Source organism: Streptomyces sp. NPDC047072, from assembly GCF_040643855.1.
Taxonomy (GTDB): Bacteria; Actinomycetota; Actinomycetes; order Streptomycetales; family Streptomycetaceae; genus Streptomyces.
This window is the reverse complement of sequence record NZ_JBEYVC010000128.1, coordinates 16,316-29,779: the sequence shown is the minus strand read 5'-3', so window position 1 is coordinate 29,779 and position 13,464 is coordinate 16,316. Positions and strand designations below refer to the sequence as shown.

10 protein-coding genes are annotated in these 13,464 nt (G+C 71.9%); 4 read left to right on the top strand and 6 right to left on the bottom strand.

The window, feature by feature from the left end; translation table 11 throughout:
* From ABZ896_RS37470 to ABZ896_RS37445, 6 genes are all read right to left on the bottom strand, one after another.
* Window positions 1-684 (bottom strand): TetR/AcrR family transcriptional regulator (locus ABZ896_RS37470; RefSeq protein ID WP_360939179.1); only part of this gene is annotated, 684 nt, incomplete at its 3' end.
* Window positions 681-2,690 carry a CocE/NonD family hydrolase gene (locus ABZ896_RS37465; protein ID WP_360939177.1) on the bottom strand — a complete coding sequence of 670 codons (2,010 nt, stop codon included), beginning with the start codon at window positions 2,688-2,690 and terminating at the stop codon, window positions 681-683. The genes ABZ896_RS37470 and ABZ896_RS37465, both read right to left, overlap by 4 nt.
* Window positions 2,687-4,414, bottom strand: coding sequence for an ABC transporter ATP-binding protein (locus ABZ896_RS37460; RefSeq protein ID WP_360939175.1), 1,728 nt, complete (start codon window positions 4,412-4,414; stop codon window positions 2,687-2,689). Before ABZ896_RS37460 ends, ABZ896_RS37465 begins: the two co-directional genes overlap by 4 nt.
* Complete coding sequence (locus ABZ896_RS37455) at window positions 4,411-5,286, bottom strand: ABC transporter permease (protein WP_360939173.1); 876 nt, start codon at window positions 5,284-5,286, stop codon at window positions 4,411-4,413. Before ABZ896_RS37455 ends, ABZ896_RS37460 begins: the two co-directional genes overlap by 4 nt.
* A complete protein-coding gene (locus tag ABZ896_RS37450) occupies window positions 5,283-6,239 on the bottom strand; it encodes an ABC transporter permease (RefSeq protein ID WP_360939171.1) in 957 nt (318 codons plus the stop codon). Before ABZ896_RS37450 ends, ABZ896_RS37455 begins: the two co-directional genes overlap by 4 nt.
* Window positions 6,240-6,241: 2 nt before the next feature.
* Window positions 6,242-7,822, bottom strand: a complete 1,581-nt coding sequence (locus ABZ896_RS37445) for an ABC transporter substrate-binding protein (RefSeq protein ID WP_360939169.1) — start codon at window positions 7,820-7,822, stop codon at window positions 6,242-6,244.
* 176 nt (window positions 7,823-7,998) lie between these two features.
* Here ABZ896_RS37445 and ABZ896_RS37440 point away from each other — a divergent pair, with 176 nt between their 5' ends.
* The 4 genes from ABZ896_RS37440 to ABZ896_RS37425 all read left to right on the top strand — a co-directional run bounded on the left by ABZ896_RS37440 (window position 7,999) and on the right by ABZ896_RS37425 (window position 13,346).
* Window positions 7,999-8,781: an IclR family transcriptional regulator gene (locus ABZ896_RS37440; RefSeq protein ID WP_360939167.1), complete on the top strand. Its 783-nt coding sequence runs from the start codon at window positions 7,999-8,001 to the stop codon at window positions 8,779-8,781.
* A 170-nt stretch (window positions 8,782-8,951) separates the two neighbouring features.
* Complete coding sequence (locus ABZ896_RS37435; protein WP_360939165.1) at window positions 8,952-11,000, top strand: NADH:flavin oxidoreductase; 2,049 nt, start codon at window positions 8,952-8,954, stop codon at window positions 10,998-11,000.
* 34 nt (window positions 11,001-11,034) lie between these two features.
* Window positions 11,035-12,291: an aromatic ring-hydroxylating dioxygenase subunit alpha gene (locus ABZ896_RS37430; RefSeq protein WP_360939163.1), complete on the top strand. Its 1,257-nt coding sequence runs from the start codon at window positions 11,035-11,037 to the stop codon at window positions 12,289-12,291.
* A complete protein-coding gene (locus ABZ896_RS37425) occupies window positions 12,288-13,346 on the top strand; it encodes a hybrid-cluster NAD(P)-dependent oxidoreductase (protein WP_360939161.1) in 1,059 nt (352 codons plus the stop codon). Before ABZ896_RS37430 ends, ABZ896_RS37425 begins: the two co-directional genes overlap by 4 nt.
* The last annotated feature ends 118 nt before the right edge of the window (window positions 13,347-13,464 follow it).

The following is a 13,464-nucleotide window of genomic DNA, read 5'->3' as shown; positions in this document are numbered from 1 at the left end:
ACGAACGTGCGCCGGGTCGATGAGGGCATGGACCCTGGCGAACTCGGCTGCGGCGGGGCCGGGTTGGGCCATGTCGCGGTTCAGATGGCGGCGGGCGTCCTCGGTCGTCAACGGCGGTGCCTGGCGCAGTCGTTGCAGGGCCAGGCCGTCGGCGAGGGCGGCGAAGCGGACCGTGAAGCCGTCGAGGTCGTCGCAGGCGAACTCGCCGTCCGTGACGCCTCGTTCGGCTAGCGTGCGGATCTGCTGGTGCCAGCTCGCGTACCGCAGGTCCTGGCCGCGGGCGAACGCCGGGTCGGGGTGGTGCTCGCCCGCGTTCCAGTACTCGAACCACATGCGCCAGTGACGGTCGGTGTCCTCGGTGAACAGCGCGTCGACGAGCAGCCGCAGCCCCTCGGCCCCGCTGGTGGCCCGGTCGGCGGCCTCGCTGAGGGTCGCGTAGTACCGCTCGATCTGGAGGACCATCGCCTCGGAGAGGATCTCCTGGACGCTCCCGAAGTGGTAGGTGACCGTGCCGACGGACACCCCGGCCGCGGCCGCCACGTCCCGCACACCGACCGAGGCGTAGCCCCGCTCGGCGATCAGCGGCACGGCGGCCTCGACGATGAGCCGGCGGCGCACCTCGGTGGGCTGCCGGGTGCGGTCGGCGGCGGCGACGGCACGGCGCGGGCTCCGCTCGGCCTTCATCCCGACGTCCTCGGGGTGGTGCGGTGCCATGCGCGCTGGGCCACTGTCTCTCCGTTCGCCCGTGCTTCGAGGTGACTGTCCATGACGAACTCCGTGGCGGTGGCCCGCAGTTCGGTCCGTGCGACGATCTCCGCGTCCCATTCGCCCTCGCGGTGGAGCCCGATCGTCCATGCGGAGACCGCCGAGGCCGACAGCGGGTCGTCGCTGCGGACACGGTACGTCTCGCGTGCGTTCTCCTCGTAACGGAGTCCGTCCGGGTAGGTGCGGGAGCCGCCGTAGCGGGGGTCGACCTCCAGGGTCCACTCCCCCGTGGCCACGTCACGGGTGACCAGCCGCTCGGGGCGCGGCTCGGCCGGGATGTCGTACAACACCGGGAGCGGCGGCGCCTGTTCGGGCTCGTCGAAGCGGATCGGCGGCTCTTCGCCAGCCTCCCTGACCGGCAGGTCCAGGGTGCTTTCGGCGGGCAGCAGAGTCAGCGCGCCGCGTTCGCCGTGCGGCCACACCCACGGCCAGTAGGCGTCGGACACGGCGAGCCGGATCCGGTGGCCGGGCGGGACGGCGTACCCGATGGAGTTCAGCTCGAACTCCACGTCCTCGTACGTCCCCGGGCTCCACTCGACGGCCCGGTCCCGCCCGTGTCGGGCGAGCAGGTTGAGCACGCCCCGGGTGACGAGCGTGGACGAGCCGTCGGGGGCCACGTCGCACAGGCGGGCGATCACATGGGCGCGCGGGGTGGCGCTGTCCAGGCGGAGTCGTACGCGAGGGCGGCCCAGGATCTCGACGCGCTCGGTCAGCGGCGGCGAGTCGAGGCAGACCGAACGGCCGTCCTCCTCCCGCTGGTCGGGGGGCAGGTCGCTCGCGTTGCCGAAGGGGAAGAAGCGGCCGGCGTCGACGCCCGTGTGCTGCGGCGAGCGGACCAGGACGGCGGGTGCGCCGCTCGGGCCCAACGGGCGCTCCTGCCAGGTGACTTGGAGCGACGGCCAGGTGGTGTCGCCGACCCAACGGCCCGGCATTTCGTCGTACGACGTCGAGGGCGGGACCGGGTCGTTGATCCAGGCCCGCAGCAGTGGCTCGCGCATGACTCCGGTGTCGGCGCCCTTGAGGTGCTGGTCCCACCAGCGCAGGGTCTCCTGGAGGAAGCCGATCGCCGGGCCGGGCGGCAGGCCGCGGTCCGGGTACTGGTGGGACCAGGGGCCGATCAGCCCCCGGACCCGGGCCTGGGGCAGGTGCTCCACCAGCCTCAACACCGTGTCCCGGTACGGGTCGTGCCAGCCGCCGACCGCGAGAACGGCCGCGTCGATCGCGCCGTAGTCCTCGCAGACGCTGCCGTGCCGCCAGTAGTCGTCGCGCTGCTGGTGGGCGAGCCAGGTGTGCAGGAAGGGTTCGAGGGCGTCGAGGCGTTCGCGCCACATCGGCAGCCAGCGGTCGGCGCCGACGTTCGCCGGGTCCGGTGGGCGGGCGGCGAAGGCGAGCATGGTGCCGGCCCAGGCGAGCATGTCGATGCCGAGTACGGCGCCGCCGGTGTAGTGGACGTCGTTGTCGTAGCGGTCGTCGGTGGAGCAGACGGTGACGACCGCCTTGAGGGGTGCGGGGGCGAGGGCGGCGATCTGGAGGGAGTTGAAGCCGCCCCAGGAGATGCCGAACATACCGACCTTGCCGGTGCACCAGGGTTGCGCGGCGAGCCAGTTGACGACGTCGACGCCGTCCGCCAGCTCCTGGGCGTCGTACTCGTCGCCCGGTGTGCCCTCGCTGTCGCCGTGGCCGCGGATGTCGACGCGGACGGAGGCGTAGCCGTGGCCCGCGTACCAGGGGTGGCGTTGGGCGTCGCGCGGGGCGGTCCAGTCGCTCTTGCGGTACGGGAGGTATTCGAGCAGGGCGGGCACGGGGTCGTGCTCCGCGTCGGCCGGACGCCAGATACGTGCGTGCAGGCGGGTTCTGCCGTCCCGGGTGGGGATCCAGACGTCCTCGCGCACGACCTGGCGTTCGAACCGCTCGCGGTACTTCACGAAACTCCTTCTGTCTCACGGGCGTTGACCGGGCTCCAGCGGCGGACACGGTGGCCGTCGCCGTGGTCGGTCCAGACGTCGTCCGGCTGTGCCGCGTCGGTCCAGTCGGGCACGTCCCCGACGAGCGCGGGCGCGTCGGGGTCGGGTTCCAGGGCCGCCGCCATCAGCTCACGGGTGTAGGGGTGGGCGGGGTCGGCGAAGACGGCCTCGGTCGGGCCCTCCTCCACCACCACGCCGTGGCGCAGGACGAGCACGCGGTCGGCGATGCCCCGGACGACGGCGAGGTCGTGGCTGATGAACAGACACGCCAACTCCCGTTCCCGGCGCAGGTCGTCGAGCAGCCGCAGCACCTCGGCCTGTACGGAGACGTCCAGTGCCGTGGTGATCTCGTCGGCGATCAGCACGTCCGGCTCACCGGCCAACGCCCTTGCGATGCCGATGCGTTGACGCTGACCGCCGGAGAGCTGGGCGGGGAGCCGGTCGGCGAGGGCCGGGTCCAGGCGTACGTCCTGGACCAGTTCGAGGGCCCGCACCCGAGCCGCTGCCCGGTCGGGGGCCGTGCCGAAGAAGCGCAGGGGGCGGCGGATCGCGTCGCCGACCGTGCGGCGGGGGTTGAGCGAGGTGTCTGCGTTCTGGAACACCAGCTGCACCAACCGCCGTAGCGCGGCCGGGCGTTGACGGGCGGGCTTGGCCAGGTCGCCGGTTCCGTGGGTCATGGTGCCGCCGGAGGGGGCGCGCAGTCCGGCGAGGGACCAGGCGAGCGTGGACTTCCCGCTGCCCGACTCCCCCACGAGGGCGACGATCTCGCCGCGCCGGACGTCGAAGGAGACGCCGTGCACGGCGCGGGTCGACCCGTAGTCGACGGTGACGTCCCGGGCGGTGACGGCGACGGTCGCGTCCGCGTCCACCCCGGCCTTCGCCCGCACCTCCCGCTCGCCGTCCTCCCCCACCAGGGCCAGCCCGTCGTCCGTCAGCCTCGGCACGCTCGCCAACAGCCGCTTGGTGTACGGCTGTTCGGGCGCGGCGAAGAGCGCCCGGGTGGGCGCCGACTCCACGACCCGGCCCGCGCTCAGCACGCTCACCTCGTCGGCCATGCGGGCGACGACCCCGAGGTCGTGGCTCACCAGCACGGCGGCCAGGCCGAGTTCGTCGCGCAGGGCCGCGATCAGGTCGAGGATGCCGCGCTGGGTGACGACGTCGAGGCCGGTCGTCGGCTCGTCGAGGACCAGGACCTTCGGGCGGGCCGCGAGGGCCATGGCGATGGCGACGCGCTGCTGCTGGCCGCCGGAGAGTTCGTGCGGGTAGCGGCGGGCCGTCTCGGCGGGGCGGGGCAGCCGGACCTGTTCCAGGAGGTCCACGACGGGGATGTCGCCGCCCGCCTCCGCGATCTGCCGGCCGATCCGCATGGAGGGGGTGAGGGCATGCCCGGCGTTCTGCGCGACCATCGCGACCGTCCCGCCGCGCAGCCGCCGCAACTCCCGTGCGGACAGGGCGAACACGTCGTCGCCGGCCACCCGGACCGAGCCCCCGGTGATCCGGGAGCCGTGCCGGAGATGCCCGAGGAGGGTCGCGGCGACGGTCGACTTCCCGCTGCCGGACTCGCCGACGAGGGCGTGGGTGCGGCCCTCGGCGACGTCCAGGGACACCTCGTGCACGACCTGAATGTCCCGGCCGCCCGAACGGTAGGAGACGGAAAGGGAGTTGACAGACACGATCGGGATCACCAGGAACCCTCCCTGATCCGGTCCACGCCCCACGCCTTGGACAGGCCGTCGGCCGCGAGGTTGAGCCCGACCACGAGCGTGGCCAGGGCGATGATCGGCGCGAGGCTCGCCATCGGGACGACGGTGATGGCGGTGCGGTTCTCGGCGACCATGAGCCCCCAGTCGGGGGTCGGCGGGTCGGCGCCGAAGCCGAGGAAGGACAGCGAGGAGATCAGCAGCACGACCCAGGAGGCCCGCATCGCGAACTCCACGCACACCACGTCGACGATGTTGGGCAGCACCTCCCGCCACAGGATCGCCCAGGTCCCCTCACCCCGGGCGCGGGCCGCGGTCACGTAGTCGGCGGGCACGACGGCGAGCGCCGCGCCCCGCACCACCCGTACGACCTGGGGCACGAACACCACGGCGACGGCACAGACGATGACGCCGGAACCGGTGCCCAGCGCGGTCACCACGACCAGCAGCGCAAGGATCGCCGGCACCGAGAGCACCGCGTCGAGCACCCGGCCGAGGACGTCGTCGAACCAGCCGCCGCGCAGGGCCGCCGCACATCCGATCACCGTGCCGAGGGCGATGGTGAGGACCGTGGCGACGAGGGAGACACCGAGCGCGTACCGCCCGCCGTAGAGCACCCGGGCGAGGACGTCCCGGCCGTACTGGTCGGTGCCCGCCCAGTGCTCGAAGCTCGGTCCGAGCAGTGCGTGCGCGGGGTCGTTGACGATGGGGTCGTAGGAGGTGAGGAGGGGGGCGAGCAGGGCGAGCAGTACGTGGACGGCGACGACGGCGAGGCCGACGAGCGCGGTGCGCGAGGAGCGCAGGGTGCGCCAGACCCGGACCGTGCGCACCCCCAAAGCCAGGTCGAGGGTGGTCATGAAGTCCTCCCGCGCGTACGGAGCTTGGGGTTGAGGGCCATCGCGCCGAGATCGGCGGCGAGGTTGCAGACGACGTAGACGACGGCGCTGATCAGGGCGACGGCCTGGACCACGGGCAGGTCGCGGTTCTGCACCGAGGTGAGCAACAGCTTGCCGATGCCGGGGTAGTTGAAGACGTTCTCGACGACGGCGACCCCGCCGACGAGCCAGGCCACGTTCAGGGCGATGACGTGCAGGGTGGGCAACAGGGCGCCGGGCAGGGCGTGTCGGGTGACGACGCGCCAGGTGGACAGGCCCTTGAGGCGGGCGGTGGTGACGTACTCGCTGGCCATCACGTCGATGACCGAGGTGCGGGCCATGCGGACGATGTAGGCGGCCATGACGACGGCCAGGGCGAGGGCGGGCAGCCATACGGCGGGCAGGAGTTGGCCGACGCTCGCCTCCGGGCCGTAGAGGACGACCGCCGGAAACCAGGGCAGCGCGACCGAGAAGCACAGCACCAGCACGGTGGCGACCACGAACTCGGGGACGCTCATGCCGACGAGGCTGACGGTGGAGATCAGGTGGTCGGCCCAGCGGTCGCGGTACAGCCCGGCGAGGATGCCGAGGACCAGGGATCCGGTCACCGCGAAGAGGATCGTGACGCCGGCGATGAGCGCGGAGTTGGCGAGGTACTGCGCCACCTCGCCGCCAACGGCCTTGCCGGAGACCAGAGATGTGCCGAAGTCGCCGTGCAGGGCGCCCTTGATCCAGTCGAAGTACCGCTGCCAGGCGGGCTCGTCGAGCCCCAGCTGTTTGCGGAGCGCGGCGACGGCGTCGGGGGTGGCGTCCTTGCCGAGGATCTGGGTGGCCACGTCACCGGGCAGGGCCTGGAGGGCGAGGAAGACCAGGACGGAGGAGAGCACCAGGGTGCCGAGGGCGGCCGCGATACGGCGGGCGACGAACGCGAGCATGCTCAGGCTCCCTTCAGGCCGATGCCAAGGTAGTCGAACTCGAAGCCGTGCTCGGCGTATCCGCGCACCTTCCGGGAGAGCCCGACGAGCCGGTCGGCGAACATGGGGGTCATCGCCCCGCCTCTCTCGATCACCAAGGTCTGTGCCTCGCCGTACAGTTCGGCGCGCCGCGTGGCGTCGGTCTCGGCGCGGGCACGGTCCAGGACGGCGTCGAACTCCTTGTCGGACCAGGCCGTTTCGTTGTAGGAGGAGCCGCTGCGGAAGATCTGGGTGAAGAGCTGGTCGACGGGCCGGCCCGTGTACCAGTAGGTCGCCATGAGCGGTTTCTTCATCCAGATCTGCGTGTAGTACGAGTCCGCGGCCGCCGTCTTGACCCGGATGCGGATGCCGGCCCGCTTGGCGGACTCCTGGTAGGCGAGGGCCATGGGGGTGAGCAGCGGGTCGTAGGCGGAGGTGTAGAGGTCGACCGCCAGCCCCTCCTGACCGGCCTGCTTCAGCAGCGCCCGGGCCTTCTCGGGGTCGTGCGCGGGGTGCGCGGCGATGTGCAGCGGGTCGTCCGGCGGGACCGGGTTGTCCCAGCCCGCGGTGCCCGCGCCCTGGAGGGCGACCTTGACCACGTGCTCGGGGTCGTAGGCGAGCTTCATCGCCTGCCGCACCCGTACGTCGGTGAAGGGCTTGTCGGTGGTGAGCATCGGGAGGACGTACCACTGGGCGTTCTTCACGCGGGCGATGGTCGCGCGGTCGGAGGCGGCGACCACGCGGGCCGTGGCGAAGTCGAGGTTGGTCTGCGAGAGCAGGTGGACCTGGCCGGCGAGCAGGGCGTTGGCGCGGGCCGACATGTCGGCGACGGAGTAGAACGAGATCGCGTCGAGGACGGGTCGCCCGGCCCAGTGGTCGACATAGGCGGTGATGCGGCCCGGGCCCGCGGGCGCGAAGGACTCCAGCTTGAAGGGGCCGGTGCCGATACCGGTGCGGCCGATGGACTTCGCGCTGCCGTCGGGGATGACGTAGCAGTTGTAGTGGGTGAGCAGGCTCGGGAACTCGGCGTTCGGGGACTTCAGCGGGACGACCAGGGTGTGGGCGTCCGGGGTGCGCAGGGTCTTCGGGTCGACGAGCGGAGCGAGGACGGCGGCCTGCGGGGAGGCGGTCGTCGGGTCGAGGATGTGGCGCAGGGTGTAGGCGGCGTCGGCGGAGGTGAAGGCGCGGCCGTCGTGGAAGGCGACGCCCTTGCGGAGGCGGAAGGTCCAGGTGCGGGCCTTGGCGTCGGTCTCCCAGGACTCGGCGAGGTCGGGGGCGAGGTCGCCGTCGTCGCCGACGCGGACCAGCCGGTTGTAGAGGGCGCCCAGGTATTCGTACGCCGACAGGGAGCTGGCCGGATCGAGCGTCTCGGCGTCGGAGGCGGGCGGCCGGGCGATGCGGAGGGTGCCACCGCGGTCGGGCGTGCCCTTCCGTGCCTCCGAGGGCAGCACGGTGGACGACGCGCCCGTGCATCCGGACAGCAGCCAGGAAGCACCGAGCGAGGCCGCGCCGACGGCACCGGCGGTGAGGAACGACCGCCGTGGTGGGCGGTGGGTGTCGGGCATGGGCCGACCGTCCTTCCCGCTATTCGTTCAGCGGAACGATTGAGTGGAGTGCGTGAACGATAGCCATACGGCGGTTTCCCGCCAAGCCTCGGGCGCGGAAATTAACGGCGGAAACGACGGCGTAACCCGGGGCGGGGGGCTCGGGGGGCCGTCGTACGGCTGGCTATCCTTGCGCCATGACCAGCAACGGGAGGCCGCGGGACACCTCGGTGCAGTCCGTGGACCGGGCGGTGTCGATCCTCCAGTCGCTGTCGCGGCGCGGCCCGTCCGGTGTGACCGAGATCGCCGAGTCGCTGGGCCTGCACAAGGCGACGGTCTTCCGGCTCCTCGCCACGCTGGAGTCGCGCGGTCTCGTCGAGCAGGACGCCGAGCGTGGGCGTTACCGCCTGGGCTTCGGTATGGTCGAGCTGGCCGCGGGCGCCGGGCGGCAGAGCGATCTGTCGCTGCTGGGCCGGCCGGTCTGCCGGGAGCTGGCCGCCGCCGTGGGCGAGACGGTGAACCTCGCGATCCACGACGGGATCGAAGTGATCACCATCGACCAGGAGATCGGCGGGGCGACCATCGCCAGCATCGACTGGGTCGGCAAGCGCAGCCCCCTGCACGCGACCGCGGCGGGCAAGCTCTTCCTCGCACACCTGCCGGAGTCGCGGACCGACGAGGTGCTGGGGCGCGGGCTGGTGGCGTACACCCCGCACACGATCACCGAACCGGCGCGCCTGAAGGAGCAGTTCGGGGCGATCCGGGAGCGCGGGTACGCCACCACGTCTGAGGAGCACGAGATCGGGCTGGCCGCGATCGCCGCGCCGGTGCGCTCGTCGGACGGCCAGATCGTGGCCGCCGTCACCGTCTCCGGACCGACGTTCCGCGTCAACGAGGACACCGTGCCGGCGCTCGCGGAGCGGGTGCGGGAGGCGGGCGCGCGGATCTCCTGGCGCCGGGGGCACCACCAGCACGACTGACGGCACCTGCTCTACGGCTGACGGCATCCGCTCTTGACGGCCGCGCCTCGACAACTCCACCATTTGTCTCGCATCGCGCATCTGTTTCGCAATGCGATACAGCCGTTGCTGCCGTGCAGTCCACCGCTGCCTGCCGCGGCCGTCGGCACTCCACCTCCCGAGGAGCGGTCATGCCCGCCCAGAGCCTCGATCCCCTGCTCCAGCCCTTCCGCCTCAAACACCTGACCCTGCGCAACCGGGTGGTCAGCACCTCCCACGAACCGGCCTTCGGCGAGGACGGTCTGCCCAAGGACCGCTACCGCGCCTACCACGTCGAGAAGGCGCGCGGCGGTGTCGGCCTGACCATGATCGGCGGCTCCGCCGTGGTCTCGCCGGACAGCCCGCCCGCCTTCGGCAACCTGCTGCTGTACCGGGACGACATCGTGCCGTGGCTGCGCCGCCTGGCCGACGAGGTGCACGAGGCCGGGGCGGCGGTGATGTGCCAGGTCACCCATCTCGGCCGCCGCACCAGCAACTACACCGGCGACTGGCTGCCCGTGCTCTCCGCGTCCCCGTTGCGCGAGCCCGCGCACCGCGCGTTCCCCAAGGCCGCCGAGCCCTGGGACCTCGACCGGATCACCGCCGACTACGTCTCGGCTGCTCTCCGCTGCCGCGAAGGCGGCCTGGACGGCATCGAGTTGGAGGCGTACGGCCACTTCCTGGACAGCTTCCTCTCCCCTACGACCAACCGGCGCGACGACGCCCTCGGCGGCACCCTGGAGAACCGCACGGCCTTCCCGCGCCGGGTGATCCGGGCCGTACGGGAGGCGGTCGGCCCGGACTTCGTGGTCGGCATCCGCCTGATGCTGGACGAGATGCGGCCGGGCGGCCTGACCTTCGACGACGCCCTCGTGGCCGCCGAACACTTCACCGACGACGGCATCGACTTCGTCAGCACCATCCGCGGCTCCATCGAGAGCGACGCCTCCCTGGTCCGTACGATCCCGCCGATCGGCGCCCCGCTGGGCCCGTTCCTGGAGTTCACCGGCGAAGTCCGGCGCCGACTGCGGGTGCCGGTGATGCACGCGGCCCGCATCGCCGACCCCGCCACCGCTCGGCACGCCCTGCGCGAGGGGCTGCTCGACCTGGTCGGCATGACCCGCGCCCAGATCGCGGACCCACATCTGGTCGCCAAGGTCGAGGCCGGCCGGGAGGACCGCATCCGCCCTTGTGTGGGCGCGAGTTACTGCCTGGACGCGATCTACGACTCCGGCGACACCAAGTGCGTCCACAACCCGGCGACAGGACGTGAGTTGACGGTGCCGCACACCGTCCCGCCCACAACCGGCCCACGCAGGAAGGTGGTTGTCGTCGGCGCGGGTCCGGCCGGTCTGGAGGCCGCCCGGGTCCTGGGCGAACGCGGCCACGACGTCGTGCTGTTCGAGGCCGGTGACCTCCCCGGCGGCCAGATCCGGCTCGCCGCCGCCAACCCCCGTCGCCGCGATCTGCTCGGCATCGTCGACTGGCGGGTCGCCGAGTGCAAGCACCATGGCGTCGACCTGCGCCTCGGCCGGTACGCCGAGTCCGCCGACGTCCTCGCCGAACACCCCGACCTCGTCGTCCTCGCCACCGGCGGCCTGCCCGACCGCTCCTTCCTCGACGAGGGCGAGGAGTTGGTCTCGGACACATGGGACGTCCTGACCGGATCGCTGCGCCCACGCGGCGAGATCCTCATCTACGACGACCACGGCGGCTACCCCGCGCTGGACGCCGTGGAGATCCTCGCACCGTCCGGCGCCCACCTGCACTTCGTGACACCGGAACGCATCCTCGCCCCCGACGTCGGCAGCATGAACTCCCCCGCCTACCTAAGGGTGTTCGCGGAACACGACGTCACCACCACCCTCGCCCGACGGCTGCGCGCGGTGCGCCGCACCCCCGACGGACGCCTGGCCGCGACCCTGCACAGCGACTACACCGGGGCCGCCACCGAACTGACCGTCGACCACGTGGTCGTGGAACACGGAACCCTGCCGGCGGACGACCTGTACCGCGAACTCCTGCCCGGTTCCAGCAACTTGGGCGAGGTGGACCACGGCGCCCTGCTCGACCACCGCGAGCAGACCGTGGTCCGCAACCCCGCCGGCCGCTACCGGCTGTTCCGCATCGGCGACGCGGTCACCAGCCGCAACATCCATGCCGCCGTGTACGACGCCCTGCGGCTGTGCCTGCCGGTCTGAGCCCCTCGTCTGAGTCTCTTCTGGAGGAACGAAGTTGACCACATTCGCCGCCCCCGCCACCGGCCCCGCCGACCTGGTGGCCCGCCGCCCCGTCGGCCTGAGCCTGGAAGCCCCCTTCTACACCGGCCGGGACTTCTTCGACCTGGACATCGAGGCGGTCTTCGCCCGGAGTTGGCTGTTCGTCGCCGCCGAGGCCGAACTCCCCGAACCCGGCGACTACGTGACCGTGAACCTCGGCCCGTACTCGGTGATCGTCGTCCGGGACGACGACGAGGAGGTCCGCGCCTTCCACAACGTCTGCCGCCACCGCGGTGCCCGCATCCTCGACGACGACCGCGGCTCGGTGGGCAACATCGTCTGCGGCTACCACCGTTGGACGTACGGCGTGGACGGCCGCCTCCTGCACGCCGAGTCGCTGCCGCCCGGCTTCGACCCGACCTGCTTCGGCCTGCGCGGCGTGCACGCCCGCACGGTCGCGGGCCTGGTCTTCCTCTGCCTCGCCGAAAAACCGCCCGGCGACTTCGACGACGTGGCCGCCCGCATCGAGCCGTACCTCGCCCCGCACGAGCTGCGCCGGGCGAAGGTGGCCGCGCAGATCGACCTGGTGGAGAACGGCAACTGGAAGCTCACCATGGAGAACAACCGGGAGTGCTACCACTGCGGCGGCCACCCCGAACTCCAGTGCTCCCTCTTCCCGGTGTACGGCTACACCGAGCAGGACGTGCCGCCGGTGCTGCGTCCGGCGTACGAGCGGTTCCTGCGCGCCGAGGCCGAGTCCCGCACGACGTACGAGTCACTCGGGCTGCCGTACCAGGCGATCGAGGAACTCGACACCCGCGCCACCGGCTTCCGCATCCAGCGCGAACCTCTGGACGGCGCGGGCGAGTCTTTCACCGAGGACGGCACGACCGCCTGCGCACGCCTGCTGGCCGACTTCCCCACCGCCCGGCTGGGCCGCCTCTCGCTGCACATGCAGCCCAACTCGTGGTTCCACTTCCTCTCCGACCACGCGATCACCTTCTCCGTGATCCCGCTCGGCCCGGACCGCACCCTGGTCCGCACCACCTGGCTGGTCCATCCCGACGCCGTCGAGGGCGTCGACTACGACCTCGACACCCTGACCCGGGTGTGGACGGCCACCAACGACCAGGACGCGCTCCTCGTGGCCCGCGCCCACCGGGGCATCTCCAGCCCGGCCTATGTGCCCGGGCCGTACAACCCGACCGAGTACCAGGTGGAGGCGTTCGTCACCTGGTACGTGAACCGGCTGAAGGCGCACCTGGCACGATGACCGAGACGCTCCCGGCCTGGGCCGGAACCCGCTCCTGGACCGACGAGGACACCGACGGACTGCTGGTGTGCCGCCAGGTCCACGCCCTGACCCCCGACGTCAGCACGTTCGTCCTCCAGCCGCTTCAACCCCGTCTCTTCCACCACGACCCGGGGCAGTTCCTCACCCTCGGCGTGGACATCGACGGCCGTCCCGTCGAGCGCTGCTACACGATCTCGTCCCCGCCGACCCGTCCCCACGCGCTCACGATCACGGTGAAGCGGGTGGGGCCGGTCTCCAACTGGCTGCACGACCATCTGCGGCCGGGGCGGACCGTACGGGCGCGAGGTCCCCTCGGGAACTTCTCCTTCGTACGACACCCCGCACCCAAGTACCTCTTCCTGTCCGGCGGCAGCGGCGCGACTCCGCTGATGTCCATGACGAGGACGCTGTACGACCTGGCGCACCCGGCCGACGTGGTGTTCGTCCACAGTGCCCGCACCCCCGAGGACATCCTCTTCCGCCGGGAACTCGACCTCGTCGCGGCCACCGCGCCCACGATCAGCGTGGCACATGTATGCGAGAAGGACGGCGCCTCCGGCCTCTGGGACGGACCCCGTGGCCGACTCACCCTCGACCTGCTCCGGCGGATCGCCCCCGACTTCCGGGAGCGGGAGGTCTTCACCTGTGGTCCCGGCGGCTATATGGCCGCCGTACGCGACATGCTCACGATGGCGGGGGCGGACATGGACCGCTACCACGAGGAGAGCTTCACGTTCGACGCGGCGCCTGCCACACACGCTCCCCAAGGCGACGCCTTCACCATCGAGTTCACCCGCAGCCGCCGCACCCTCACCTGCGACGCGGACACCACGCTCCTCGCCGCCGCCTCCCGGGCCGGCCTCACCCTGCCCGCCTCCTGCGCCCAGGGGATGTGCGGCACCTGCAAGACCACCCTGCTGTCCGGATCGGTCGACATGCGGCACAACGGAGGCATCCGCCCGCGCGAGATCGCCCAGGACAAGATCCTGCTGTGCTGCTCCCGACCTCGGGAGAACCTCGTACTGGACGCCTGAAGGGAGGCCGACGCGAAGGGCGTTCCGCATCGGTGTGCACGCGTCCGAGGACGATCAGGCCGGCATCGCTGGATCCGCTGCCCCGGTGGAAGAGGGCCAGGTTGCCCTACTGACGGCC